This is a genomic window from Methanovulcanius yangii, assembly GCF_018687785.1.
Classification (GTDB): domain Archaea; phylum Halobacteriota; class Methanomicrobia; order Methanomicrobiales; family Methanomicrobiaceae; genus Methanovulcanius; species Methanovulcanius yangii.
This window is the reverse complement of record NZ_LTBL01000001.1, coordinates 917,202-941,755: the sequence shown is the minus strand read 5'-3', so window position 1 is coordinate 941,755 and position 24,554 is coordinate 917,202. Positions and strand designations below refer to the sequence as shown.

The window sequence follows — 24,554 nt, the reverse complement described above, 5'->3', positions numbered from 1 at the left end:
CCTGTAGATCGCAAAGATTCCACAGTAATTTCTATAATATTGCTATTTTTCTGGCAATAAGTGTTTCGAACAGAAGGGGGGTGTAGTTGGATTTGTATGGCCGGTGATTCCGGCCGCCCCTGAAAAATATTGGTGGGTTGTATCCGCGTACTGCGGGGACATTTGGGGGGATTTTGTGCTTCAGGGGATTTTGGCGAATGATGGTGTATTGACGATGGATGATGCGCCAGGTGAGTTACCTGATGAAATCGATGAGTCCGCCGCTGGTCTTTTCCTGGGCGTACTGGGGTCCGGAACTCCTCATCATATTGTGGCCGTAGCTGTGGCCTGAGGGCCGGGATGCGGGTGCGGCAGAGGATACCTCATATCTCTGACCGAGGATCTGTGCGCTCTTGACGCCGGTCATGATTGCCATGACACGGACCTTGCCCTCGAATTCCTTGTTGACCCGTGCGCCCCAGATGACATCGGCATGGGCGTCGAGTTCGTAGGTGAGGGAGCTTGCAATCTCTTCGGCCTCGAGGAGTGTAAGGTCGCTTCCTCCGGTGATGTGGATCAGGCTGCCGGTTGCGCCACGATAGTCGATGTCGAGGAGGGGATGGTTCAGACATTCGTGGACGACATTCTCTGCCTTGTTCTGCTGTTTACTCTCTCCGACGAGCATCACTGCAACGCCGCCCTTGCTCATGATGGCGCGGACATCTGCGTAGTCAATGTTGATGAGCGACGGTTCGGTGATCGTTTCGGAGATACCCTTGACGGTCTCGGCGATGAGCTGGTCCATGACGGAGAATGCCTGACCGAGGGGCAGGTTGGGGACGAAGTTCATCAGGCGGTTATTGTCGAGCACGATGACGGAATCCGCGGCATTTGCGAGAGCCTCGAGACCTTCCTCGGCCCTGAGGAGGCGGGCTTTCTCAACCTGGAACGGATAGCTGACCATTCCGACGACGATTGCGCCCTGTTCCTTGGCGATCTGTGCCACGACCGGCGCGACGCCGGTTCCCGTTCCGCCGCCCATTCCTGCGGTGACGAAGACAAGGTCTGCGTCAGCGAGGAGTCCCTCGAGGGTGGTCCGTGCCATCTCTGCTGCACGCTTGCCGACATCGGGGAATCCACCTGCCCCGAGTCCCTTCGTCAGGGATTTGCCCACGAGGACCCGCTTGTCTGCCTGGATCATCTCGAGGTGCTGCTTGTCGGTGTTGACGGCAATGGTCTCTGCGCCCTTTACCTTCATATGGTAGAGGCGGTTGATCGTGTTGTTGCCGGCGCCTCCGCACCCGACAATGACAATGCGTGGCTGTCCGACGAAATCATCGTCACCGATGACGTCCTTCTGCATCTGACGTTCCTGTTCGGAATGCCTTAAAGCTTCATTGATAATGGTCTGCATCCAAAACCTCCTAAGGGTGATAAATTTCTTCGTAATTTCGGGGTACGGAATAAGAGTGGCAATCGATTGACTGCAATAACTCGGAAACGTCTTGTAACCCTCTGATGATCACATCTTCCCAGTAGGGGCCACTGTAGTCTTCATACAATGACGAATTCATACTTTCACTCCTAAACCTCGAACGAGATTTGCTCGCTGTCTTTCTGTACACGCTCGCTGTGTTTCTCAATGAGTTCCCTGACTGCGTGCCTCACCGCTTCTGACACTGTGGGGTATTCCCCGGCTTCCACGAATTTCTCTAGCATCGCGACTTGCTGGGAGGGTAACCGGATTGTAATACGTTCCATCATGTGAATCACTGAGTCTGACATATGACAGCTAATTGTCGGTCAATTGTCTGACATAAAGCACCTTTATGACAGACTTCTTTTCAGACAAATAAATGATATCATAACACATTATATATACTTTGTGAATCGGGGCTGTAGCACTATGAAAATTGTTTTAACGACGTATACTCAATAAAAATTAGAAACAGGGACAAATCATGAGATTTTCAGATATCAGGAGAGCCGACCACGGAGGAATGGGGCATATCCGGTTGGGATGTGCGACGGACGGACTGCTGGACTTCAGCCAGAATTTAAATCCTTTTCCGCCTTCTTTTTCCTGGAATCCGGATAAATCTCTGGTTTCTTTCTATCCTGATGATCGGTATCCCCGGCTGAAGGAGGAGATTGCGCGCATCGAAGGATGCTCCCCTGATATGATCTGCCTCGGAAACGGGTCGGTCGAGATCATGAGGACGTTCTGCCACACGGTGATCTCACCCGGCGACAAAGTGGCCGTTTTCCCGCCCACATTCAGTGAATATGACCTGTCGGTCAGAATTGCGGGGGGCATTTCCGTCCCGGCGAGCGACGGGGCGGTGGCGGAATTTATCTGCAACCCCAACAATCCGACAGGGGCTCTCCTGGAGCGCGAAGCGGTTCTGGATCGAATTGCCTCAGCGGAGGAGGTGGGGCGCATCCTCTTTGTCGACGAAGCATTCATCGATCTCGCCGACCCCTCGCGGAGTGTGATTGACATGCGGTCGCCCTCCCTCTTTGTTTTGCGCTCGCTCACCAAGGCCTATGCAGTTCCGGGGATCAGGTTCGGATATGGAGTTGGTGATCCTGATCTTGTGGCGGCGATGGAGGCGGTACGTCCGCCGTGGACGGTCAACGCCTTCGCCGAGGCATATGCCCTCGAGGCCCTCGCGAACAGGGACCAGCTCATATCCTCCCGGGAGGCAATCCGGGTGGAACGGGAGTGGATGCAGGAGCGGTTTGAGCGACTCGGCATATCATTCGAACCGTCATCCGTGAATTTTATCCTCATTTCCACCGGCAGGATTCCTGCGGCGGACGTCAAGGAACGGTTGCTCGGTGAAGGGATCCTCGTCAGGGACTGCACATCATTTGGCCTTCCCTTTGCGGTACGGGTTGCGGTGCGGACGCGTGGGGAGAATGAGCGTCTTGTGGAGGTGCTTGCCCGGTGCATGCACTGATCGTCGCCGGGGGGGCCGGTTCACGCCTCGGTATGGGGGAAAAGCCCCTCGTCCGGCTCTGCGGTAAGCCGCTCCTCTCCCATGTGACGGATGCGTTCAGCGCTGCCGGTACGAAGGTCACGGTCATCACCTCCTCGCGGGTGCCCTTTACCGAGAACTGGTGTCGGGCAACCGGCATTCCCTATTTCAGGGGCGGCGGGAACGGGTACGTCGAAGATATCCTCGAATGTGCCGCATGCCTCGAACTCGGGAACCCCTTCTTTACCTGTGTTGCCGATCTCCCTGGGATCTCGGTGGAAATTCTCAGGAGGGTTGAAGCCTCCTACCGGGCGTCCGGCAAGGTCGCCTGCTCGGTGTGGGTGCCTCTGTCCGCATTTGACCGGGCAGGAACGCAGCCCGGGTACAGCATGGGGATCGCAGGCACTCCAGCCGTTCCTTCGGGCCTCAACATCCTCCACGGGGCCTATCTGGAAGAGGAACAGGAAGAGCTCCAGCTCATCATCGACGACGAACGGCTTGCCCTCAATATCAATACCGAAAGGGATCTCATGGCAGCAGGGCGTATCCTTTGTGGCCGACGGGACGATTGAAGCGGATGGTCCCCTGTGGTCCCGACTGACAAATTTTTCACTATTAAAATACATATTATTTGTACAATGGAATATGCGCGGGAGATAGAGCTCGAAGGCCATATCATCGATTCAGGCATCATGACCAGCGTCTTTGATGCCGTCATGGAGATGGGGGGAAACTTCGAGATTACGACCTTTGACGTCGGAAAGAAGAAACAGGATACAAGTTACGCCCGGCTGATCATCAGCGCTCCCGAAGAGGAGCTCCTTGAACAGATCCTCAGCGTGCTGCACCGCCTCGGGGCACGCCTGACGGAGATGGAGGATGTCCGGCTCGCCGAGGCGGAAGCTGACCGGGTCGTACCGAAGGGATTCTATTCGACGACCAACCACCCGACGATGATCAAATACGACGGTGACTGGCTTGAAGTGGAGAACATCGAGATGGACTGCCTGATCGTCGTCGATCGGGAGGAGACCCGGGCACTCTGCACCCCTATGTCGAAGCTGAAAAAAGGCAATTCGGTCGTCCTCGGGGAAAACGGTGTTCGCGTCATCCCTCCAGAGCGCCCCCGCAAGGTCAGCACCTTTGAGTTCATGCATGGGACGGTCTCCTCCGAGCGGCCGAGCGAAACGGTCATCGCAAAGATTGCCCTCGAGATGCATGAACTCAAGAAGCGTGGCGGAAAGATTGGCATTGTCGGCGGGCCTGCCATCATTCACACCCGTGCCGCGCCTGCCCTTGCAGAGATCATCCGGGAGGGATACGTTGACGCCCTCTTCGCGGGCAATGCCCTTGCGACCCATGACATCGAGTACAACCTCTTCGGGACATCGCTCGGGATGAACCTCGATACCGGAACACTCGCACGGGGAGGACACAAAAATCACATATATGCGATATCAGAGGTCATTCGTGCAGGTTCGATTAAGGATGCCGTAGAACAGGGAATCATCCAGAAGGGCATCATGTACGAGTGCGTCAGGAAGGGCGTCCCGTATGTTCTCGCCGGTTCCATCCGTGATGACGGCCCGCTCCCCGATGTGATCACCGATGCGGTCGAGGCGCAGGATATGATGCGGGAGCACCTCCGGGACCTCGACATGGTCATCATGATCGGCACCCTCCTGCATTCTGTCGCCGTCGGCAACTGTCTCCCGTCCTACGTGAAGACCATATGCGTGGACATCAATCCCGCCTCGGTGACCAAACTCATGGATCGCGGGACAATGCAGGCCATCGGCGTGGTGAGCGATGCCGGTGCATTCCTCCCGCTCCTTGCAAAACAGCTCTATAATCTCCGCGAATTTGAAGTGTGAGAGGGGGCGTCCTCTCTCCCCCTTCCGTTTTTTTAACGGGTCAGGGGCATGCACCAGGGCTCTTCATGGGCAAGCACATATTCCCACTCATTTTTACAGGTGCATGAAGTATCCATCAGGGCTTCCAGTATCTCCCGGTCACCGGAAAGGGAGTATTCCGTGATCCCCCGGACAAACTCCCTGTCGCAGGAGCCGCAGTTGTGCGGACCGCGAATCTTGCCTCCCCCCACCGGGTCCGACTGCACGAAATAGTCGGCCGAGAGGAGAATGTCGACCGCACTCCAGAGATAAGGGGGGCGGTATGCACCCTGCTTCCAGTACCGCTCCACCTCCGTTCTCCGTTGGATTGTGCAGAGGTTCATGGAGATCAAATCGGAGTAGGGTGCCGCCTCGACGATCGAGCGCTTCATGTCGTCAACCGCCTCTCGCTCGGTAAGGAAGAGCGGTTTGAGCATCAGGTAGGTCTTGACTCCTGCTCCGGCCTGACGTGCGATCCCCGCTGCACCAATGAAATCGGCGAAGGTATGTCCCTTGTCGATGCACTTCTCGCGGATGAAGTCATTCGTGGTCTCCAGTCCCATTGCCACAAAGAGTGCCGAGGTGCCGGATCCGTCGTCAATCCCCTCCCGGAACGCGGTGACGGGTTCCGGCCGGACATGCTCCGTCCTGCTCTCGGCGATGACGATTTTTCCCTTGAAAGCCTCTGCAATCGCCTCCCGTGCCTCGTGCGGCACCTCGTCTTCGTCGAAGAATGATCCTGACGTAAATATTTTGACCATCCTGAATGATTCGGGGGGGTGATGTGCTACAATCCAGTTAAGCTGTGCCTGGAGTGCATGGATCCTCTCCCTGCGATCCGTAATCCTGGTCCGCTCAAACTTATATCCGCACATCCGGCACCGGTTCCATGTGCACCCCGTCGTATGGAAGATGACGGTCAGACAGGGGATCACCTCGCCGTCATAGCGCTCGGTCCCCGGCCAGGATGCGAGAGGTTTTTGTGTAGAGTCAGAGATCATTAGTGTAGTATGATTGAACGTCGGAATATGAAAAGGATCGTGTGTGTGACGGTGCTGCTTCTGCTCTGCATCGGATCGGCCGCGGCCTATGAGATAAAATGTGACTGTCCCCAGGAGGTCTACCGCGGACAGGTCATCGAGCTGGACGGGACCAGTACGCTCCCTCCGGGATACAGTACCTGGCTCACCCTCTACGAGGTTCAACCGCTGGCACGCCAGCTCGGGCAGGTAACGATCGTCATCCAGCAGGGCGGCGTCTGGAATGCGGAGATCCCGACTGCAGGGCTCGAGGCGGGAACCTATAAGTTTGAGATATATGAGAATGTCGAGAACTATCCCTACAGTTCCTCCTCGGATACAACCGTCCTCTTCAAGGTGATCGACCGGTCTGGTGAAATTGTGATCTCTTCTCCAACCACCCAGGAATACCGCGGGTACATCGATGTCGCCGGCAGGGTGACGACCGAGGAGGCTCCTCCCGGCCTGCAGATCACTGCATATACTCCGAACGGCGATGCCGTGTACGGGCCCCTGTATATCCGGACCGATGAGAACGGGTACTTCGCTGAGACGGTTCCCGTCGAGAGCGCCGGGCGGTATTACGTCCAGTTTTCGGACTTCAAAAACAACGAGGAACGCTACATCACCCAGGTCACCTTTGTCCTTGAAGCTGTAGTGACCCCTACGCCGATTGCAACGACGGCGCAGCCGACGGCCCCTCCCTCCGCCGGAACGAAGGTCTCTGCAAGCGCCCAGGCATCGAGGGACGTCCCCGCCTATTTCGAGATTGACACGAAACCCGGCACGCTGACAGTCACGACCTCGACGGGCATCGACTGGCGTCTCTATTACCTGAAGGAGGACGGTGCGATTGTCAAGGTGGATGAGGCGGGCAGCGTCGCTGCCGAGACCTTCACCATTGCAACGGACGGGGGCATGGTTTACCTGAAGGCGCACCCCGTGGCCGAAGGGGATGATGGCGTCATTACCGTCACCGCGACGAATGCCGATGCGATCACTGCGTCAACCGGCGTGGCGGCGCAGTTCAACGACCCGGTTCCCGGTGGCGCGGCAGAGGAAACTCCGGTGCCGGTATGCGTTCCCCTTGCCGCCCTTATCATCCTCGGATATCTGCTCTATAGGAAATAACACCACTTTTTTAACCAGAAACAGCAAAGTACGTAACGAGCCGGGATAGTCTAGTCTGGGAAGGCGGTGGCCTTGAAAGCCACTGGTGCTCGGCACCTCAGGAGTTCAAATCTCCTTCCCGGCGTCAAATTCAATTTTCCCTGCACTTCATCACAAGCGGCAGGGAGGGACCACAGAACATGTGCATCGCAGTACCGGCAGAAGTGCTTGAAATCAAAGACGGCAATATCGGTGTGGTCGATTACGGGGATCTCCGACAGGAGGTCAGGCTCGATCTCGTCGATGTTGAGGTGGGAGAATTTGTTCTCGTCCACGTAGGGTTTGCCATCCAGAAACTCTCGCGTGAGGAGGCACTCGAAACCAGAAAGATCTTCGCTGAAGTCTACGCGGCGATGGAGGAATAATGCACGAGTATACTGTTGCATACGACATCTATGCGACGGCAAAGCGTGCTGCGGCCGACAACGGGGCAACACTCGTCAAGGTCGTTCATGTGGATGTGGGGGAGATCAGCATGATCAATCCCGAGCAGGTAGAATTTCTTTTTGAAGCCCTCTGCGAAGAGGACGGCCTCTTCAAGGGCGCAAAACTCAAAACGACGACGGTTCCCGTCCGGTCCGAGTGCCGGTGCGGATATTCCGGTTCTGAAAAGTATGTCTGCCCGCAGTGCGGGAACATGCCCGAGATCGTCGAGGGCCGCGAGATTCTTGTGACCAATATTGAGATCGAAGTCGAGGATGAATGAAAGTCAATATGATGCACGGTGCAGGGGGCGCCGTCTTTTCCGAACTTCTTGGGGCAACGCTGACGCGATATACGAACAATAATGCGGGGGGCATCGGCCTTGAATCCCTTGATGATGGTGCGGTTATCCCCATAGGGGACGAACAGATTGTCTTTACCACGGATTCCCATGTGGTAAAGCCCCTTTTCTTCCCCGGCGGAGATATCGGGCGCATTGCGGTCTGCGGAACCGTCAATGATCTTGCGATGATGGGAGCCCGCCCCGTCGCACTCTCCTGTGGGATGCTCATCGAAGAAGGATTCGACATCCCCGTCCTGGAGCGTATCGTCGCATCGATGGATGCGGCCCTCGGCGAGAGCGGTGCTGCCCTTGTCACCGGCGACACGAAGGTTCTCGAGCACGGGTCGCTCGATGGCATAGCCATCAATACCGCAGGCATCGGCGTCACCGAACGCCCGGTCCGCGACAGCGGGCTTCAGCCGGGCGATGCGATCATCGTAAGCGGCACGCTGGGTGACCATGGCCTTGCAATCATGACGTTCCGGGAAGGGTTCGATCTCGGCGACCAGATACTCTCCGATGTTGCCCCCGTCTGGCCTCTCGTGGAGGCGGCGATGGGCGCAGGCACCATCCATGCGATGAAGGACCCCACGAGGGGAGGGTTTTCCAACGCCATCAACGAGATGGCGGAGAAGTCCTCCGTTCAGGTCAGAATCGAGGAAGAAGCCCTCCCCATCCGGCGGAACGTGAGAAGCGCCTCCGAACTGCTTGGCATCAATCCCCTCGATGTGGCAAACGAGGGCAAGGTTGTGATGGGTGTCCCGAAGGAGGATGCGGAGGCGGTGCTTGCGGCCATCAAAACAACAAAATACGGCAAGGATGCGACGATCGTCGGCTATGTTGTGGAAGGCAGGTCCGTCATCATGGAGACGGCAATCGGGGGCGAACGGTTCATCGAAGCGCCGGTCGGTGACCCTGTCCCTCGGGTCTGCTGACACAGCAAACCTTTATTATCACAAAAATTTTTATTCACCTGTTCCCAATGTTATGGGTATTCCCGCTGGTGAAAAAATAATGACTCTTCTTCCGGAAATTTCCTACAGGCGTGTTTCGTCATGGGATACCGGGGAAATCCTCTCTCTTTACCGTGTGGCCGGATGGTGGGACGAAGGTGCTGATACCGCACTAATACCTTCCATTATTGCCGGAAGTTACGCCTTTGTCGTTGCTACAGACCGTGAAGGGTCTGCGATTGGCATGGGGAGGGTGCTCTCCGACGGGATATCGGATGCCTATATCCAGGATGTCGTCGTCGCCCCCGCCTGCCGCGGCCAAGGGATCGGCAAGGGAATCATACGCGTTCTCATCGATATATGCCTCGCAGCGGATATCGGGTGGATTGCTCTCATCGGGGAACCCGGGACCGAGGCCTTTTACCTCCCTCTTGGATTTTCGAGGATGGAGGAGTACATCCCGATGAAATACGATACGGAGAAAAACCATGCTCAGCCTCAGTGATTTTCAACCGGTCACCCTCGATGTCAGGGACCGGATTAAAGCCCATTTTCAGCAATTTCCCCAGTTACATAGTGAAAATAATATTACCACCCTTCTTGCATGGAAGAGTTATTCGGATTACTCCCATGCTTTTATCGAGGGCAACCTCGTCATCGCCGCAGAGATAGAGGGTGAGCGGCTCTTTCATGCGCCGGTCGGCCCCCGTAACCCGGATCTTCTCGCGGCCGTCCTCCGCCTGGCACGCGATACGGGGGGAGAGCGCCCATTCTATATCTTCGACCGTGCCAGCAGGGACTGGTTTGCACACCTCTATCCTGACATCACTCTTCGGGCTGATCGGGATTTCTTCGATTATGTCTACCTGACCGATGATCTTGCCGACCTGCCGGGGAAACGGTATGTCCGTATCCGGCGGCACATCAATAAATTCAATCGTAACTGTGACTACCACATCGAGATGATCGGCCCGGGGAATATTGACAAGGTCCGCGGGTTTCTGGAGAAGTGGTGCGAATGGAAGCACTGCGAGGAGAGTGAGGTCCTCGCCCATGAGAAGAATGCGATTTTCTTCTGCATCGATAACTTTGCCGAACTTGGGCTGGAAGGGATTCTCGTGATCGTCGATGACGGCATCTCCGCCCTCTCCATATTTGACCGGCTCAACGACGATGTGGCGCTCATTCATTTCGAGAAAGGACTTCCCGACTGTGAGGGTAACTATAAGGTCATCAATATGGAGACGGCACGGTATCTCCGTGACAAGTACAAAAACACCTTCATCAACCGGGAGTCGGACGTCGGGATCGCCGGTCTCCGGGAGGCAAAACTCCGCTATTATCCCCACCACTTCGCAGAGGTCTGGTCCGTCGCCCGAACAGACATTCCGCCCGCCCTCTGACCGGAGCTACCGGAATCTTTTCCATCTTTCAGCCGCAAGGTTGTGGTATGCCGGCATCTCCCGATCTGATCATTAGAAACGCCCTCATCCCCGGAGGTCGCATCGTCGACATTACGATTTGCGAGGGGCGCGTGGTGCATGTCGGGGCCGGAGGAACGGGCGCCGAACAGACGATCGATGCACGCGGAAACCTCTGCCTCCCCGGCGCCATCGACATGCATGTTCATATGCGGGGGGGTTCCCGGCAGGCTTATAAGGAGACATGGTCGACCGGGACGATAAGCGCTGTTGCGGGAGGCGTCACCATGGTGGTCGACCAGCCCAATACCCTCCCCCCCCTCGATACCCGGGAGACGTTTCGGAACCGTGTTGCCGAGGCGCGGGAGGGGTCGTTCTGCCGGTTTGGCATCAACGGTGCCGTCACTCCCCATGCCGATCTCGCGGGCCTCCGCGAAGAGGGGGCACTTGCCTTCGGGGAGACTTTCGCCGCCGCATCGAGCTACGGTGAGGCGATTGGAAGCGGAGATTTGAAACGCTGTTTCAAGGAACTCCATCGTCTGGACGCCCTCGTCACCATCCATTGCGAGGAGGTCAGAGAGGGACGGGACGTCACTCTTGCCACGCACAGCGACCTCCGTCCGGGAAGCGGTGAGGCCGCAGCGGTCTCGTCCATCTGCGATCTCTTTTCTCCCGGACAGCGGTCGCACTTCTGCCACCTCTCATCGGCGGCATCGTTCCGGGCGGCCTGCACCTCCTTTGAGGTGATGCCACACCATCTCTTTCTATCGCAGGAGATGTTTGCCGGGGAGGATGCCCACGGAAAGGTGAACCCCCCGATTCGCACGGAGAAGGAACGAAAGGAGCTCTGGGCTCTCTGGGACCGGATACCCGTCATCGCATCGGACCATGCCCCCCACTCCGTGGAGGAGAAGTCCGGCCCGTTCGAGGCAGCGCCCGCAGGGCTCCCGGGGGTGGAGACGATGGTTCCCCTTCTGCTCGCCGCGGTCTACGATGGAAGGGTGGCCCTCGCTTCCGTGCTGGAGAAGGTGGTGAGCCGCCCTGCGGAGATCCTCCGCATCCCTGCGCCGGGGCTTGTGTCGGGGGCAGCGGCCGATATTGCCATTTATCCGAAGGAATCCATCCCCATCACCGCCGAATGCCTGCACAGCCGGGCGGGGTGGACGCCGTACGAAGGGATGAGCGGGGTCTTTCCGGAGGTCGTCGTCTGTAACGGTCGTATGGTATATGACGGGGGCGAATTCACCTTCGGTGCGGGCGAGTGGGTCAGGGGACAAGGATATAAGTGTCCGCAGGACGAATAAATAATGCCGATATAGCGCTTTTATAGGTCCCCGGGTGATCGATTGGCAGAGCCTGGAAGTGATCCATGGGACAACCCAATTGCGCGACAGGCCGCCCGGCAATGGGTTAAGCAGGTGACGGACGGCACATGCCACGAATGATCTGTGCTGTTAATGCCGGGCAACATAACCTTCTCTTACTTATGGCCACTATTGACGATGCAATAACCGCCGATGGAGACGCGGTCATCCTGACCATTGATGTCTCGGCGGGAAGCAAGAAAGAGCGATTTCCTTCGGGATTTAATGAATGGCGAAATGCCGTTCAGATCCAGATAAAAGCGCCCGCCATCGAGGGACGGGCAAACAAGGCAATCATAGCACTCATTGCATCAGAGACAGGCTGTAAAAAAAGCGATATCGTAATTATGTCCGGTGCTACCTCGACGATAAAGCGCGTACGCATTAATGGCTGCACTTCCGAGGGGATGGCAGCGTTTCTGGCCGGGCGTCTCTGAAACCGGTCCGTGCGGTCGGATTTCGTCGACAGACATGGTCACCCGTGTTCCGTGAACCATGGTTCCGTTTTGTATCCGGTATTTCCATTCGTTTAAGTATTAAGAGTTCAAGTATTCCTTGCCTATGTACGGATTCGTACGAGTTTTCCATGCCATGGCACCAATGTTCCTATCTGGAGGATTATTACATGCACTTACAGGATACCACGAAGTATCTCATTCACATAAAAATCGATATAGAGGGGGTGGTGGAGAAGTCTGATGTGATCGGCGCCATATTCGGCCAGACGGAAGGTCTTCTGGGCGATGAACTGGACCTGCGGGATCTGCAGAGGTCCGGGAGGATAGGTCGGATTGATGTCCGCATCGAAGCGCGAAAGGGCCTTACCAAGGGCGACATTCACATCGCATCGTCCCTCGACAAGGCGGAAACAGCCATCCTTGCCGCATCTCTTGAGACGATCGAACGTGTCGGGCCGTGTACCGCCTTCTTCGTTGCCGAACGTATCGAGGATATCAGGGTCACCAAACGGCAGAACATCCTGGAGCGGGCCAAGGAACTCCTCATCGAGTCCTTCGATGAAGGAACGATCGACACAGCGGACATCCTCGATGCGGTGCGGGAATGCTCGCGCATCGAAAAAGTCGTGGAAATCGGCGAAGAGCGGCTCCCTGCAGGGCCGAATGTGATGGATTCGGATGCGATCCTCGTCGTCGAGGGCAGGGCGGATGTGATCAACCTCCTTCGGTACGGCATCAAAAACGCGATTGCGGTGGAAGGCACCCACATCCCACCGACGATCGTCGATCTCTGCAAGAGAAAGACGACGACTGCGTTCTTCGACGGGGACCGCGGGGGGGATCTCATTCTCCAGGAACTCGTGCAGATTACCGATGTCGACTATGTCGCCATCGCTCCCCGCGGGCTCTCCGTGGAGGATATGTCCCGAAAGGAGATCGTAAAACCGCTGCGCAACAAGGTGCCCATCGAGTTTATCCTTGATGCGAAGGGGGCCATCAATGAGGAGGTCTATCACCAGCGCCTGAGCGAGTCCGAACAGGCGGCACGGCAGACCGCCGTCGAACGGGCGGGTTCGGCCCCACGCGAGGAGAAACCCGGTTCGATTGGCTGGCATATGGCACAGGTCCGTGGACAGCGGATCGTGCGGTTCCTCGATGCCGAGTGCGTGCAGATCGATGAAACCGACGCAGCGCTGGCCGAGGATGCCATGAAGGCGACAGGCGGCGATATCCGCGGGATTGTCATCGACCGGCCCGTGGACCAGAAGTTCCTCGATCAGGCAGTCGCCGAAAACATCGCCTTCATCGCCGCCCCGGAGTTCACGAACATCGTCAAAAAACCGGTCTCCATCAGCCTGTTAAAATTCGGCTGACCGCTGGAACCAATATGCCTTCCCCCCCATACGGAGCGGCAGGCTCTCTCTTCCGTCGGTGGTGGCACCCCGCCTTCGGGAATCAGGGTGCTCCAGGGAGAAATGTTCATATCACCCTCTTCTTTTCCCGATACCCTCTCCAATAGCTTAACAATCACTCATGAACAATAGTACTGCAGCGAAATGGTGAAGTCGCGGAGTGGTTGGAGTGCATAAAGAAGAACTGATAAAGCTTCACAAGATCATGGCGGAGATCAAGGACAGTTTTGAGGCAGCAAATCCGGAGTACGATTTTTCCGATTACTATGCCCTGAAGATTGATCCCAGCCAGGTGCATAAGAGCAAGATGGAGCACAAACACGCCATCTTTGTGCTCGGCAGGGACATCGCAGAGATTATGGCTGAATCCGAGCCGTCTGCATCCAAGCGTATCTCCGCGAGGATGGATGAGCTTGCCCGGAAGACGCAGAAAGAAATTGATTATTTATCCTGATTATTATAGCATCATTTTTTATCGATTCATTTTCTCATTTTCCCGGATCAGGTAGTCTGCCAGAAGCTCCGGGATGGGTGCGGTCATGCAGTGCCAGTTGGGGGTTCCGTTGACCTCGAGTACGGTGTATGACCCGTTGTGGTCGAGAAGGTCGACACCGCAGTAGTCAATGTCCATGGCGCGTGCGGCCGCTGATGCGATCTTTGCCATCCCTTCCGGTATGGTCTCAAGGGCGATGCCGCAACCGCCCTGGTGGATATTATGGGCGAATGAGTCCGAAGTCCGCATAATCGCACCAACTGCGGTTCCGTCGATGACAAAAACCCGGTAATCGCGGTCGTTGTGAATATATTGCTGGAGATAGTACGGGGCTTCGCCGAGTTCGCTCACATCGGTGAACGGGAAGATCCCGTTCCCGTCATACCCGTAGAGAGGCTTATAGACCGCCGTCCCGTGCTTCCCCAGAAATGCCGCCGCATCGTCGAGGGAGGCGGTAAAAATGGTGTCGGGCGTGGGGACCTTCATCTGCATCATGCGGGCCGTTGTCTGGGCCTTGCTCGCGCATGCTGCGATGGCGGAGGGATTGTTGACGACCCGGTTTGTGAGAGCAAGGGCGCTTATCACCTCGAACTGGACGAGATCCTGCCGGATGCCGCAGACCCAGATGATATCCCCGGCGATCTCGTGGGAGAACGGGTCGACGGTATTCAGGTCGAGCTCACCAAAATCTGCATTTCTCTCTTCAAGTGCGGCGATAACCATCCCGGTCGAATCGTCTCCCGGTGTATCCGTTGGTTTTCTGACAATCCGTATCATTACTGCACACCTTGCATCGGAATCCCTGTCCTGCAGAAGGGATCATCCTCTCCAAAGTGTTGCACCGGGGTGAATATCTATCAACCGATACTACCCTGGAAAAAAGATGTGGATATTATTCTATGGTGTCGGGATCGACGATCGGGTCTTTCTGGACAATGGGTTGTGAGTAGTCCTTCCAGACCTTCTCCCGGTAGACAGGGCCTGAATTGTAGGTGCAGAACGGGATGAGTTTCCCGTCCGGGGTTGCGTAGTGGATGCAACAGCGCTGGACGCGTGCGGTGTCGTAGTTGAAGTTGTCCATGAAGTGCATGGTCCCGATGAAGAGTGCATTCCAGTGGAAGTCCCGAAGGGCGGTGAAGTCATGCTTCACCAGGGTCTGGGCGATGATCTTCCAGAAGAGTGTGGTGCTGCTCATCCTGTCGTTCTTCAGGGACGTGCGCATCTCATTTATCCCTTCCATGAGTGTCACGTATTTGTTGATCGAGCCGTTGTCCTGGTTCAGTTTGTCCTTCATCTGGTTGATGGCATGGAAGAATCCATCCACGTCAACCATCTCATTGATGGGGATGAGTCCCTCATCGGTCACGAATCCATAGGTTGCCGCACCGCAGTGTTGGTGAGTGGTGAATCGTACCTGCGGTTCGCCGGTGTAGGTCTCGACCAGGTCAGAGAACGGGATGACACATGGGACCGGATAGAAATATTCCTTCTTCAGGATGCCATCGGTCTGGTCTTCGATGCGTGCCATAAGATCAGGGATGGTGACCCGTTCACGTTCGAGATTTTCATCGTCCGCCGCACCGGTAAAGGCCACCGGCTGGAAATTCACCCCGCGGACCACATCGACATTCTCCACGGCAAACCGGATGATATCTCCCACTTCATGGTCATTGCGCCCGTTAATAACGGTAGGGACGAGGACAATGCCGAGCTTTACCTTGCGGCAGTTCTCCAGAGCCTTTCTGCTGATCTTAATGAGATGGTTCGTCTCCCGGGTGACCCCGTCAAAGTGGAGGTAGACGGTAGTGATTCCTGCAGCTTCCATCTCCCGTGCATACTCGGGATCCTGTGCCAGTTTGATACCGTTCGTTGCAATCTGGATCTGGGAAAATCCCATCGATCTGGCTTTGCGGATGATGTCGAAGAGATCCTCCCGCATTGTTGGTTCTCCGCCGGAAAACTGGACGGCCGGGGCCGGAACCGGTTTCTGGTCCCGGAGGAGCTGGAGCATGCCGACGATCTCATCAAAGGACGGCTCATAGACATATCCGCAGGCACGGGCGTTTGCGAAACAGAAATCGCATGCGAGATTGCAACGGTTGGTTAGATCGATATTTGCAAGGAGTGTTCCGGATTTGTGATTGCTGCACAGTCCGCAGTCGTGCGGACATCCGTCAGCTGCTTCGAACTGAGGGTTCTCGATCCCGTGCCCGATACTTTCGAAGAGATCGAATTTATTGTACATCTCCGCATCGGACCAGTAGAGATGGCTGAACGCCCCATGTTCAGGACATGTACGATTGATATAGATCTGCCCATTATCTTCTATTATATCGGCAGGAAGGACTCTGCCGCAGACCGGGCACAGGCCATTTGTTTGCTTTAGTATCATAGGTCACCACATACTGGAAAGGATAACGTAATTATCTCACCATTATCTCATCATTGTAATAAAATCTATTCTTGGAACAATTTCCTAATTATCTCCATAATTCGATACCTTAATCTTTTCCTCTACTCCTAATAGTCTGTACTTGGGGGTTTAGTCCATTCAGTTTACCGAGCTTCTCTCTTCCCTTGCTATTGCATTCTGGATAATGATTCCGGCATATCTTCCCAACTCATCGGCGGCGGTCTTCGGGGGCGGACGCCCGATCGACGGTGGGAGATTCTGGAGTGACGGCCGGCGGATCTTTGGGGATGGGAAGACATGGCGGGGCCTTATCGGTGGTACGGCCGCAGGCATTGTATGTGGATTTGTCCAGATAGGTCTTGAATCCGTTTTCGGGTGGCAGTACCTGACCCCTCTTGCGGTGATCCTCCTTGCGGCGGGTGCCCTTCTCGGTGACCTTGGAAAGAGTTTTTTCAAACGGCGCCTGAACAAGAAACGTGGTGAGAAGTGGCCCATCGCCGATCAGTATGATCTCGTCGCCGGAGCATTCGTTCTTCTCCTCATCTTCGATGCGGACTGGGTCTTTGCGACGATCACTCCACTCATCGCTCTGTGGATACTCATCCTTACGCCTTTACTTCATCGGGGCGTAAATATTATCGGATATCTGATCGGAGTCAAGGATGTACCATGGTAACCAGCATACAGGAGCTTCTCATTGAGTCAGGAGCCATCCGGTTCGGCGACTTTACGCTCGCCTCTGGTGCGAAAAGCACCTACTATGTGGATATTAAGACGGCAGCGACCGACCCGGGTCTCCTCGGGGCAATCGGTGCTGCCATCGCAGACGCGGCCGTATTTGAGGTGGTGGCAGGCGTCGCGGTCGGCGCGGTGCCGATCGCGGTTGCGACCGCCCTCTCCTCGGGGAAACCCTATGCGGTGATACGCAAGGCCGGGAAGGGGTACGGCCTTTCGGAGATGATCATCGGCGATGTCTCCGGGAAGAAGGTACTTCTGGTCGAGGACGTGACCACATCCGGTGGAAGCGTCCTCTATGGGATAGAGACGCTCCGGAAGGCGGGAGCTACCGTCGTCGGCGTGGTCACGGTGGTGGACCGCGAACAGGGTGCGAAGGCTGCCCTGAAGGATGTGGGCGTCCCCCTGATACCCCTTGTCAGAATATCAGAGATACTTGACTGATAACAATCTTTTAGCAGTCAGGGAAGTAAATATGGATATGAAGATTCTTGTTGTGGGTGGAGGGGGCAGAGAGCACGCTCTCACTGAGGCACTCTCCCGCAGCAGTGGTGTTACAATCTGTTCTGTGATGTCCCGGAAAAATCCGGGCATAGCTGCACTCTCTGAAGATATTTTTCTCTGCAGTGAGACCGATATCCCATCGGTCGTCGCTTTCGCAAGGGAATGTGGCGTTCGTTATGCGGTCGTCGGGCCCGAAGCCCCCCTTGAGGCGGGTCTTGCGGATGCCCTTGCATCCGAGGGTATCGCCTGTGTCGGTCCTGCCAGGGGGGCGGCCCGTATCGAGACCGACAAAGAGTTCTGCCGGAACCTGATGAAGAAGCATGATATCCCCGGATGTCCGGCATTTGCCGCGTTCCATGATGTCGATGCCGCCTGTGCCTATCTCGAAGAGTCCGGACGGGAGTTTGCCATCAAGCCGATCGGCCTGACCGGCGGCAAAGGTGTTAAGATCATGGGTGAGCACGTGGATGTCGAAGGCGCAAAGGAGTACATCCGTGAGATCGGCGGCGAGGTGGTCCTTGAGGAACGCCTCATCGGTGAGGAGTTTACACTGATGACCTTCGTCGACGGCGAACATGTGGTGCCCATGCCCCTCGTCCAGGATCACAAACGCGCGTATGAGGGCGATGAAGGGCCCAATACCGGCGGGATGGGATCATACTCCATGCCGGATCACATGCTGCCCTTTGTGACGGAGGATGATTACGCAGAGGCGGTTGCTATCATGGAAGGGGTGCTTGCTGCCATGCGGACGGAGGGGCTCGTCTATAAGGGCTTTTTATACGGTCAGTTCATGGTCACCGCGAACGGCCCCATGGTCATCGAATTCAATGCACGCTTCGGAGATCCCGAGGCCATGAATCTTCTCACCCTCCTCTCGTCGGACTTCGGTGTGATCGTCAGGAAGATTGCGGAGGGCACGCTTGCAGCGGAGGATGTCTCCTTCCTGCACAAGGCGTCTGTCTGCAAATATCTCGTTCCCGAAGGTTATCCCGGGAATCCGCAGAAAGGAGAGAGGATCGACGTCGGCAACTACGGGGATGCGGTCCTCTACTATGCAAATGTCACGGAGGAGAATGGTGCCCTCTATACGCAGACCTCGCGGACCCTTGCCTTCGTTGGTCTTGGCGACACCCTTGAAGAGGCCGAGGAGAAGGCCGAACGGGCAGCCGCATCTGTCACCGGTGCAGTCAGGCACCGCACCGACATCGGCACCCGGAAGGTGCTCGAGCGCCGCATGCAGCACATGAGGGAGATCCGATGAAGAAGGATGTCATCTCTATTTTGGATCTGACGGCGGACGAATTTGTGCAGGTGATCGACCTTGCCCTTCTCCTCAAGGACCAGAGGGCACGGGGCGAAGACCACTCCCTCGAAAAACGCTACACACTCGGCATGATCTTCGAGAAGGCGTCGACCCGAACAAGAATCTCTTTTGAGGTCGGCATGTTCGAACTGGGAGGGCATGCCCTCTTCTTAAACCCGAACGACATGCAGCTCGGGAGGGGGGAGATTGTAGAGGATACCGCAAAGGTCCTCTCACGGTATCTCTCCGCGGTCATGATTCGCTCGAAGAGCCATGCAACCGTTATGGAGCTTGCAGAGCATGCAACGATACCCGTCATCAACGGCCTCTCCGACCTCGAGCATCCCTGCCAGATTCTCGCGGACGTCATGACGATGCGGGAGAAGTTCGGGGTTCTTGAGGGGCTCGAGATCGCATGGGTCGGCGATGGCAACAATGTCTGCAACTCCCTGATCCTCGCATCGGCTCTCGCCGGCTACCACATCCGTGTCGCAACGCCCGGCGGGGTCTATGCTCCTGATGCGTCCGTCCTCGCGAAGGCAGATGCCATCGGAGCCACCTATACCATCTGCGCAACGCCTGCTGAGGCGGTGACGGGCGCCGATGTCGTCTATACCGATACGTGGATATCGATGGGTGACGAGGCGGAGAAGGAAGAGCGGCTCAGGGCGTTTGCGGGCTACTGTGTGGATGAGGAGCTTCTTGCTCTGGCGGCCGGCCGGGCGATTGTCATGCACTGCCTTCCGGCTCACCGGGGCGAGGAGATATCTCCCGCCGTCATCGACGGCGAAAAGAGCGTCGTCTTTGATCAGGCAGAGAACCGGCTGCACGCCCAGAAGGCACTCCTGTCACTGCTGCTCGAACGATAAGCGGGATATTCTCACAAAAGAATCCTTTTTTTCCTAATAATCCAGAATTTTATTGAAATCGAGGATGTCCGGGGCGTTTGCCCGCCGTGCCGTCTCGATTGCAGCGATGATCTCTTCGAGGATCTCGTTTTCTGTCGGGGGCTGTGTTCCCTGAAGGAGGCTTCCCAGTGGCTTGTAGTGGTATATCTTATGCTGGAGACGGACATCCCGGTGCCCGACGACCGCAACGAATGAATTGCACTTGTTGTCAAACGTCAGGGAAATTATGTTATCAACATTGACATAATTGTCCTCCGTTGACCGTATCCACACCATTGGTGAATACTTCTGCAAAAAGAGTTATCAATCTGTTGGATTGATGCGAAAAGGTTAAGATTCCTCTTCCGCCCCGGTATCGGCGATAAAATCCTCGAGACGGCTGAATAAATACTCTTCCACTTTTTGTACGGTTTCAAGGTCTCCCCGGAATGCGAGGAGTTCGCGTGCATCTCCTTCCATGTTGGCAAAATACATTCTCTGCGGCCGGTGGACGATCTCTACATCGAACTTCTCGTTTATCTCGTAGATGATTTTGCGTGGCACTCCCGGGGGGACCAGGAGGTCAAATTTTTCCTCTGTATTGTCTGTCATGGGTATCCTTCATTTGCCTATCTTGATTCTTCTTGCCATGATGCACGGTCCGCCCCGAACGCCGCCGATGGGTTCTTTCGGCTTTCCGAGGGAGAGCATGCATCTGCCCATCAGGGCAGCCCCGCGGGCGAGGCCGTCATCGACGAAGAGGATATGGTCGTCCGGATTGTCGAACAGACCCCTCTCACGTACGCCTTCCAGGATAATCTCGGGTTTTCGCCCGGAGATTGCCGCACGGCCGGTAAATCCAATTGATGCGTTGGCCGGGACCAGTCCCTCGCCGGCGGCAACATCGATAAGACGAAGGGCCATCCGGGCGCAGACGTGGTCGATCACCTGTGTAAGTACATCTTTTCCGTGATTCTTATAGATATCATGTCCGATTTCGTTCAGATCGCGCTCAGCATCGAAGTTGACCCCGGCGTCGCAGCCGATCATCGCGATGCCGGACTCCACTGCAATGTCGGCCATCACCGGCACCCTTCCGAAGTGCCGGCGGTCCGAGGGGACGATACGAATATCGACGATCTCATGGATCTGGTCTTCGAACTCCTTCACCCGGCCGGTCTTCTTCCTCGAGAGCCCTCCGACGATGCTCCGCTCGCCGAAGAGGTCGAGAGCGGTGCCTTTCCCTTCCTGGACGAGGCCCGTACCCCGGACAATTGCATCGGGGATGGCGCCTGCCAGTCCGCAGAAGTTACCGACGGTCCGTGCGAACGGATACTCCGCCTTCGGGTCGACGTCTGAGGTGATCCGCCCGTCGAGGGTTGTTCCGAAATCAATGGAGAGACAGGGGTTCCTGAAATCCACTGTGGTCCACTTCGCTCCTTCCTTTATGCCCGCCATCGCAAGTTCGCCTTCCATCTCGTTTGCAACCATCTCGACGCCGGAGGAGCCGATCGGCGGGGTGACGCCCGCCACCGTTCCGCAGAAGGTCACCTTGTCGGCGAAGCTGAATTTCTGGAGTTTTGGGGGAAGGTTTTCCTTGGACATGGGAGGCGTCATCTTTTTCGGGGGAACGCCCGCCATGAGACAGCCGTTAGCCAGTGCCTTGACAAAATCACCGATCTGGTCGGGAGAGTCCATTGCAGCCACCACACCCGTGGACCGCACGACGAAGTCCAGATCATCCTGGATGGAGAGGCCTGCGTCCTTGTGGCATTTGATGAGGGTGTCCCGTACAAGTTCGGAGACTGACTCCTTGGTGATGGGTGTCCCGACGAGGGTTGCCCCGAAGACCTCCTCGCCCTCTTTCGGAAGCCTCACGTCACGGCTCATGCTGACGGACTTGTTAATCACATACGACCGGCCGGTCTCGAGGTTCGTGCCGGTAAGGATGCATTTTGTTGTTGTATTTCCCATCTCGACGGAAGCAACAATGAAATAGGGGACTGACCGGTATTCGGGTTTCTGGAGTCCTGCACCCTGGCCGACCGTCGGTGGCGGAGGACTTTCCACGATATTTGGTGACGGTTTTTTGAACCTGTCAAAAAATGCACACATAATAGTCGATATTCATCAGTGCAAGTTATAGCTTTTCTTTTTGGACCCCTTCCCCTGTGACAGGAGAGATTCGGGCATTTTTCTTTTCATTCCGGCAGAAGCGGAAGCACGAGGAACAATACCGGAACCGCCCTTCAGACGGAAAAAAAAGGAATTATTTTTTGTGATACAGGCGGGCCTGGAATCCATAGTAGGCGGAGAACCCGACCGCATCGTTCTGGTCGATGGTCGTGCTCTCGAAGGAGACGAGGTCATCGGAGTAGAGCGCCTCATCCGAGCGCCTGCCGGCGACGGTGACACTGCCCTTGTAGAGAATCACATCCACGAACCCGGTGACCCGCTCCTGGGTTTTGTCGATGAATGCCGAGAGCGCCCAGAAGAGCGGTTCGTCGACGAGCCCCATATACCCCAGTTCGGACCACTTGTCGTCGACGATCTTCTTGAAATGGAGTTCCTGGCGTGTCAGGACCAGCCGTTCAAGGTCGGCATGCGCTGCAAGGAGGACCGTTGCTGCGGGGTGTTCATAGATCTCTCGTGCCTTGAGACCGAGGATGCGGTCTTCTATCATGTCGTTTCTGCCGACGCCGTTTCGTCCGGCGATCTCGTTGAGCGTGCGGATCAGTTCGTAGCCCGAAAGCTCTGCACCGTTCAGCGAGACCGGCACGCCCCCGGCAAACCCGATGGTGATCTCCTCGGGGGTGTCGGGTGCCTCTGCGGGAGAGACGGTCCAGGCATAAATGTCGCCCGGAGGGTGGAACGCGGGGTCTTCCAGGCGGCCGCCCTCGATGGAACGGCTCCAGCAGTTTTCATCGATGCTGTACGGCTTCTCCTTGACGACGGGCACGGGAATGCCATGCTCGGCTGCGTATTCCATCTCCCACTCACGGGTCAGGTTCATCTCGCGCATCGGGGCGACGATCTCGAGCCCGGCCTTGCGGAAGATGAAATCGAAGCGCAATTGGTCGTTGCCCTTTCCGGTGCACCCGTGGGCTACTGCATTTGCGCCTTCCTTTCGTGCGATTGCGACGATCTCTTCTGCAATCAGCGGGCGGGCAAGGGCCGTCCCCATCGGGTAGCCCTCGTAGGACCCATTTGCCTTGATAGAGGGGAAGAGCTGCTCCTCGACAAACCGTTCCCGGATATCGATGGTGTAGTGGGTATCCCCGATCAGTTCTCCCTTCCTGGTCGCTTCCTCGATATCGGTGGCAGGCTGACCTACGTCCACAGCCACCGTAACGACTTCATCAAAACCATAGTGTTCCTTCAGCAGGGGGACGCAGATGGATGTATCCAGTCCTCCGGAGAAGGCAAGTACGACTTTCCCTTTTCCCATGTTGCTCTCCTCAGATGTGATGAGTGTGATGCTATATATGGGGTGGGGAAATGCAATAAATAGATACGCCTGTTCATTTTGGTGATCGCCCGGTGTAACCGATTCCCGTCGGGCGGGAGCGTATTCACCCGGAAAAAAAGAGAAGGGATTATATCTGGTAGACGGTGGTCTGGAATTTTTTGCCGGCATTGAACGCCTGGCCAATCTCCTCCCCGACTCTGTGGTAGGTCCTTCCCCGCGGGTCGTAGAGTATCGGGTCCACCCGCTCTGGAAGCGGGTTGTCGTTCTCGTCGAGGACATCCTCCTCAGCAAGGATCTGTACGATCTCACCGATGACCTGGAGATGGGATCCGAGGGGGACGGTCTTGACCATTCTGCACTCGACGACGAGCGGGAACTCCGCAATCATCGGGGCATGCACGTCGGGTGCCGGTTCCACGGTCAGGCCACAAACCTTTGGTTTGTCCGTCTTGCGGCCCGAGGCGATGCCGAAATAGTCCACCTCGTCCACATACGCAGCGGAGGGGATGTTGATCGTAAACTCCTCCGTCTGGAGCAGGTTCTCGTAGGTATAGCGCGATTCCCGCACGGAGAAGGCCACGCTGGGTGGAGATGAAGAGCAGACCCCTCCCCAGGCGGCCGTCATCATATCGGCCCGTTCATCCTCATCATATGTGCCGATTACAAGGAGTGGCAGAGGGGAGAGAACGGGTGATGTACCTATGATTTTTTTCATGCTCTAGCATAGCGACAGAGACCTATTCTTTTTTTGGGTCACGGGGATGCGGTGCCGCACGGGGGAACCGGGCAGCGATACCACCGATTGATTCCTGGGAACGGCCATCGCAGGGAGACGGTAATGGGCGCCCTCATATTCGGCGGTAAAATCTCAAACCGGGGCGGCTACGGGTGGATGACCGGAAACCGCCTGATATCAGTGAATATCCCCTTTTTCATATTCCCCTTCTCATTGAGTACCTCATTTTATGGGATCATGGAATCGATGAGCATATTTCGGCCGGATAAACGAATCCATTAAATAGTGGTATTTCGTATTTGGGGTAGTGATGGGAATGCCTCATGGGAAGTTTGAAATCTATCGGGACAGGTCTGGGGAGTATCGATTCAGGTTAAAAGCGGCAAATGGACAGACGATCGCAATTGGGCAGGGGTATTCCTCCAAGGCATCGTGCATGAAGGGGATTGCAAGCATTCGGAAGAATGCGCCGGATGCCGAGGTTATCGAGATCGAAGTTTAAAGTTCCATTTGGGGATGGAACGGGATTTTGGCACTGCTCTATCGAATGATATCCGTCAGGAACCCGTCTATTTTGTATGACTTCAAAAATATTC

At 56.1% G+C, this 24,554-nt stretch carries 28 protein-coding genes and 1 tRNA gene; 19 read left to right on the top strand and 10 right to left on the bottom strand.

Annotated elements, in window-relative coordinates; translation table 11 throughout:
* Positions 1–235 precede the first annotated feature (235 nt).
* Together ftsZ and AZH53_RS04650 are read right to left on the bottom strand one after the other, a co-directional pair.
* Positions 236–1,393, bottom strand: a complete 1,158-nt coding sequence (gene ftsZ, locus AZH53_RS04655) for a cell division protein FtsZ (RefSeq protein ID WP_319642369.1) — start codon at positions 1,391–1,393, stop codon at positions 236–238.
* 170 nt (positions 1,394–1,563) lie between these two features.
* Positions 1,564–1,743, bottom strand: coding sequence for a ribbon-helix-helix domain-containing protein (locus AZH53_RS04650; protein ID WP_319642368.1), 180 nt, complete (start codon positions 1,741–1,743; stop codon positions 1,564–1,566).
* 236 nt (positions 1,744–1,979) lie between these two features.
* Here AZH53_RS04650 and AZH53_RS04645 point away from each other — a divergent pair, with 236 nt between their 5' ends.
* The 3 genes from AZH53_RS04645 (at position 1,980) to AZH53_RS04635 (ending at position 4,834) form a co-directional block, all read left to right on the top strand.
* A complete protein-coding gene (locus AZH53_RS04645) occupies positions 1,980–2,942 on the top strand; it encodes a pyridoxal phosphate-dependent aminotransferase (RefSeq protein WP_319643642.1) in 963 nt (320 codons plus the stop codon).
* Positions 2,930–3,532: an NTP transferase domain-containing protein gene (locus tag AZH53_RS04640; RefSeq protein WP_319642367.1), complete on the top strand. Its 603-nt coding sequence runs from the start codon at positions 2,930–2,932 to the stop codon at positions 3,530–3,532. The genes AZH53_RS04645 and AZH53_RS04640 overlap by 13 nt, the downstream gene beginning before the upstream one ends.
* Positions 3,533–3,598: 66 nt before the next feature.
* Positions 3,599–4,834 (top strand): ornithine cyclodeaminase, encoded by a 1,236-nt coding sequence (locus AZH53_RS04635; protein ID WP_319642366.1) that lies wholly within the window; start codon positions 3,599–3,601, stop codon positions 4,832–4,834.
* 32 nt (positions 4,835–4,866) lie between these two features.
* On the opposite strand, the gene AZH53_RS04630 is transcribed toward AZH53_RS04635, so the two are convergent.
* Entirely contained in the window at positions 4,867–5,853 is a 987-nt protein-coding gene (locus AZH53_RS04630; RefSeq protein WP_319642365.1) for an archaeosine biosynthesis radical SAM protein RaSEA, read from the bottom strand.
* A 27-nt stretch (positions 5,854–5,880) separates the two neighbouring features.
* Here AZH53_RS04630 and AZH53_RS04625 point away from each other — a divergent pair, with 27 nt between their 5' ends.
* From AZH53_RS04625 to AZH53_RS04575, 11 genes are all read left to right on the top strand, one after another.
* Complete coding sequence (locus AZH53_RS04625; RefSeq protein WP_319642364.1) at positions 5,881–7,002, top strand: hypothetical protein; 1,122 nt, start codon at positions 5,881–5,883, stop codon at positions 7,000–7,002.
* A 39-nt stretch (positions 7,003–7,041) separates the two neighbouring features.
* A tRNA-Ser gene (locus AZH53_RS04620) sits at positions 7,042–7,126 on the top strand.
* A 55-nt stretch (positions 7,127–7,181) separates the two neighbouring features.
* A complete protein-coding gene (locus AZH53_RS04615) occupies positions 7,182–7,406 on the top strand; it encodes a HypC/HybG/HupF family hydrogenase formation chaperone (RefSeq protein WP_319642363.1) in 225 nt (74 codons plus the stop codon).
* Positions 7,406–7,747: a hydrogenase maturation nickel metallochaperone HypA/HybF gene (locus tag AZH53_RS04610; protein ID WP_319642362.1), complete on the top strand. Its 342-nt coding sequence runs from the start codon at positions 7,406–7,408 to the stop codon at positions 7,745–7,747. Before AZH53_RS04615 ends, AZH53_RS04610 begins: the two co-directional genes overlap by 1 nt.
* Positions 7,744–8,742 (top strand): hydrogenase expression/formation protein HypE, encoded by a 999-nt coding sequence (hypE, locus tag AZH53_RS04605; RefSeq protein WP_319642361.1) that lies wholly within the window; start codon positions 7,744–7,746, stop codon positions 8,740–8,742. Before AZH53_RS04610 ends, hypE begins: the two co-directional genes overlap by 4 nt.
* Positions 8,743–8,821: 79 nt before the next feature.
* A complete protein-coding gene (locus AZH53_RS04600) occupies positions 8,822–9,265 on the top strand; it encodes a GNAT family N-acetyltransferase (protein ID WP_319642360.1) in 444 nt (147 codons plus the stop codon).
* Positions 9,249–10,163, top strand: a complete 915-nt coding sequence (locus tag AZH53_RS04595; protein WP_319642359.1) for a DUF2156 domain-containing protein — start codon at positions 9,249–9,251, stop codon at positions 10,161–10,163. The genes AZH53_RS04600 and AZH53_RS04595 overlap by 17 nt, the downstream gene beginning before the upstream one ends.
* Positions 10,164–10,210: 47 nt before the next feature.
* Entirely contained in the window at positions 10,211–11,485 is a 1,275-nt protein-coding gene (pyrC, locus tag AZH53_RS04590) for a dihydroorotase (RefSeq protein WP_319642358.1), read from the top strand.
* Between the two features lie 128 nt (positions 11,486–11,613).
* Positions 11,614–11,982, top strand: a complete 369-nt coding sequence (locus tag AZH53_RS04585) for a DUF167 domain-containing protein (protein ID WP_319642357.1) — start codon at positions 11,614–11,616, stop codon at positions 11,980–11,982.
* A gap of 188 nt (positions 11,983–12,170) precedes the next feature.
* A complete protein-coding gene (gene dnaG / locus AZH53_RS04580; RefSeq protein ID WP_319642356.1) occupies positions 12,171–13,376 on the top strand; it encodes a DNA primase DnaG in 1,206 nt (401 codons plus the stop codon).
* A 208-nt stretch (positions 13,377–13,584) separates the two neighbouring features.
* Complete coding sequence (locus AZH53_RS04575) at positions 13,585–13,869, top strand: UPF0058 family protein (protein WP_319642355.1); 285 nt, start codon at positions 13,585–13,587, stop codon at positions 13,867–13,869.
* An 18-nt stretch (positions 13,870–13,887) separates the two neighbouring features.
* Here AZH53_RS04575 and AZH53_RS04570 read toward each other — a convergent pair whose 3' ends face one another.
* On the bottom strand, positions 13,888–14,685 hold the full coding sequence (locus tag AZH53_RS04570) for an ATP-grasp domain-containing protein (RefSeq protein WP_319642354.1): 798 nt from the start codon (positions 14,683–14,685) through the stop codon (positions 13,888–13,890).
* A 115-nt stretch (positions 14,686–14,800) separates the two neighbouring features.
* The gene (gene tes, locus AZH53_RS04565) at positions 14,801–16,300 is read right to left on the bottom strand and encodes a tetraether lipid synthase Tes (protein ID WP_319642353.1); all 1,500 of its coding nucleotides are present in this window, start codon (positions 16,298–16,300) and stop codon (positions 14,801–14,803) included.
* 205 nt (positions 16,301–16,505) lie between these two features.
* On the opposite strand from tes, the gene AZH53_RS04560 reads away from it, so the two are divergent.
* Genes AZH53_RS04560 through argF form a run of 4 tightly spaced genes read left to right on the top strand, consistent with a single transcriptional unit; the run spans position 16,506 to position 19,735 of the window.
* A complete protein-coding gene (locus tag AZH53_RS04560; RefSeq protein WP_319642352.1) occupies positions 16,506–16,997 on the top strand; it encodes a CDP-2,3-bis-(O-geranylgeranyl)-sn-glycerol synthase in 492 nt (163 codons plus the stop codon).
* A complete protein-coding gene (gene pyrE / locus AZH53_RS04555) occupies positions 16,991–17,500 on the top strand; it encodes an orotate phosphoribosyltransferase (RefSeq protein WP_319642351.1) in 510 nt (169 codons plus the stop codon). Before AZH53_RS04560 ends, pyrE begins: the two co-directional genes overlap by 7 nt.
* Positions 17,501–17,531: 31 nt before the next feature.
* On the top strand, positions 17,532–18,824 hold the full coding sequence (gene purD, locus AZH53_RS04550) for a phosphoribosylamine--glycine ligase (protein WP_319642350.1): 1,293 nt from the start codon (positions 17,532–17,534) through the stop codon (positions 18,822–18,824).
* Positions 18,821–19,735: an ornithine carbamoyltransferase gene (gene argF, locus AZH53_RS04545; RefSeq protein ID WP_319642349.1), complete on the top strand. Its 915-nt coding sequence runs from the start codon at positions 18,821–18,823 to the stop codon at positions 19,733–19,735. The genes purD and argF overlap by 4 nt, the downstream gene beginning before the upstream one ends.
* A 33-nt stretch (positions 19,736–19,768) precedes the next feature.
* Here argF and AZH53_RS04540 read toward each other — a convergent pair whose 3' ends face one another.
* From AZH53_RS04540 to AZH53_RS04520, 5 genes are all read right to left on the bottom strand, one after another.
* Positions 19,769–20,050 (bottom strand): hypothetical protein, encoded by a 282-nt coding sequence (locus AZH53_RS04540; RefSeq protein WP_319642348.1) that lies wholly within the window; start codon positions 20,048–20,050, stop codon positions 19,769–19,771.
* A 54-nt stretch (positions 20,051–20,104) separates the two neighbouring features.
* The gene (locus AZH53_RS04535) at positions 20,105–20,365 is read right to left on the bottom strand and encodes a hypothetical protein (protein ID WP_319642347.1); all 261 of its coding nucleotides are present in this window, start codon (positions 20,363–20,365) and stop codon (positions 20,105–20,107) included.
* Between the two features lie 9 nt (positions 20,366–20,374).
* Positions 20,375–21,868 carry a methanogenesis marker 14 protein gene (locus AZH53_RS04530; RefSeq protein ID WP_319642346.1) on the bottom strand — a complete coding sequence of 498 codons (1,494 nt, stop codon included), beginning with the start codon at positions 21,866–21,868 and terminating at the stop codon, positions 20,375–20,377.
* 154 nt (positions 21,869–22,022) lie between these two features.
* Positions 22,023–23,201: an argininosuccinate synthase gene (locus AZH53_RS04525; protein WP_319642345.1), complete on the bottom strand. Its 1,179-nt coding sequence runs from the start codon at positions 23,199–23,201 to the stop codon at positions 22,023–22,025.
* 148 nt (positions 23,202–23,349) lie between these two features.
* Entirely contained in the window at positions 23,350–23,937 is a 588-nt protein-coding gene (locus AZH53_RS04520) for a flavin reductase family protein (RefSeq protein WP_319642344.1), read from the bottom strand.
* Positions 23,938–24,268: 331 nt separating this feature from the next.
* Between AZH53_RS04520 and AZH53_RS04515 the strand changes: the two genes are divergently transcribed.
* Positions 24,269–24,460, top strand: a complete 192-nt coding sequence (locus tag AZH53_RS04515; RefSeq protein ID WP_319643641.1) for a YegP family protein — start codon at positions 24,269–24,271, stop codon at positions 24,458–24,460.
* Positions 24,461–24,554 lie beyond the last annotated feature (94 nt).

Coding starts and splice junctions, on each gene's coding strand:
- ftsZ (WP_319642369.1), bottom strand. CDS start 1,393: ATGCAGACCATTATCAATGAAGCTTTAAGGCATTCCGAACAGGAACGT.
- AZH53_RS04650 (WP_319642368.1), bottom strand. CDS start 1,743: ATGATGGAACGTATTACAATCCGGTTACCCTCCCAGCAAGTCGCGATG.
- AZH53_RS04645 (WP_319643642.1), top strand. CDS start 1,980: ATGGGGCATATCCGGTTGGGATGTGCGACGGACGGACTGCTGGACTTC.
- AZH53_RS04635 (WP_319642366.1), top strand. CDS start 3,599: ATGGAATATGCGCGGGAGATAGAGCTCGAAGGCCATATCATCGATTCA.
- AZH53_RS04630 (WP_319642365.1), bottom strand. CDS start 5,853: ATGATCTCTGACTCTACACAAAAACCTCTCGCATCCTGGCCGGGGACC.
- AZH53_RS04625 (WP_319642364.1), top strand. CDS start 5,881: ATGAAAAGGATCGTGTGTGTGACGGTGCTGCTTCTGCTCTGCATCGGA.
- AZH53_RS04615 (WP_319642363.1), top strand. CDS start 7,182: ATGTGCATCGCAGTACCGGCAGAAGTGCTTGAAATCAAAGACGGCAAT.
- AZH53_RS04610 (WP_319642362.1), top strand. CDS start 7,406: ATGCACGAGTATACTGTTGCATACGACATCTATGCGACGGCAAAGCGT.
- hypE (WP_319642361.1), top strand. CDS start 7,744: ATGAAAGTCAATATGATGCACGGTGCAGGGGGCGCCGTCTTTTCCGAA.
- AZH53_RS04600 (WP_319642360.1), top strand. CDS start 8,822: ATGACTCTTCTTCCGGAAATTTCCTACAGGCGTGTTTCGTCATGGGAT.
- AZH53_RS04595 (WP_319642359.1), top strand. CDS start 9,249: ATGCTCAGCCTCAGTGATTTTCAACCGGTCACCCTCGATGTCAGGGAC.
- pyrC (WP_319642358.1), top strand. CDS start 10,211: ATGCCGGCATCTCCCGATCTGATCATTAGAAACGCCCTCATCCCCGGA.
- AZH53_RS04585 (WP_319642357.1), top strand. CDS start 11,614: ATGCCACGAATGATCTGTGCTGTTAATGCCGGGCAACATAACCTTCTC.
- dnaG (WP_319642356.1), top strand. CDS start 12,171: ATGCACTTACAGGATACCACGAAGTATCTCATTCACATAAAAATCGAT.
- AZH53_RS04570 (WP_319642354.1), bottom strand. CDS start 14,685: ATGATACGGATTGTCAGAAAACCAACGGATACACCGGGAGACGATTCG.
- tes (WP_319642353.1), bottom strand. CDS start 16,300: ATGATACTAAAGCAAACAAATGGCCTGTGCCCGGTCTGCGGCAGAGTC.
- AZH53_RS04560 (WP_319642352.1), top strand. CDS start 16,506: ATGATTCCGGCATATCTTCCCAACTCATCGGCGGCGGTCTTCGGGGGC.
- pyrE (WP_319642351.1), top strand. CDS start 16,991: ATGGTAACCAGCATACAGGAGCTTCTCATTGAGTCAGGAGCCATCCGG.
- purD (WP_319642350.1), top strand. CDS start 17,532: ATGGATATGAAGATTCTTGTTGTGGGTGGAGGGGGCAGAGAGCACGCT.
- argF (WP_319642349.1), top strand. CDS start 18,821: ATGAAGAAGGATGTCATCTCTATTTTGGATCTGACGGCGGACGAATTT.
- AZH53_RS04540 (WP_319642348.1), bottom strand. CDS start 20,050: ATGGTGTGGATACGGTCAACGGAGGACAATTATGTCAATGTTGATAAC.
- AZH53_RS04535 (WP_319642347.1), bottom strand. CDS start 20,365: ATGACAGACAATACAGAGGAAAAATTTGACCTCCTGGTCCCCCCGGGA.
- AZH53_RS04530 (WP_319642346.1), bottom strand. CDS start 21,868: ATGTGTGCATTTTTTGACAGGTTCAAAAAACCGTCACCAAATATCGTG.
- AZH53_RS04525 (WP_319642345.1), bottom strand. CDS start 23,201: ATGGGAAAAGGGAAAGTCGTACTTGCCTTCTCCGGAGGACTGGATACA.
- AZH53_RS04520 (WP_319642344.1), bottom strand. CDS start 23,937: ATGAAAAAAATCATAGGTACATCACCCGTTCTCTCCCCTCTGCCACTC.
- AZH53_RS04515 (WP_319643641.1), top strand. CDS start 24,269: ATGGGAATGCCTCATGGGAAGTTTGAAATCTATCGGGACAGGTCTGGG.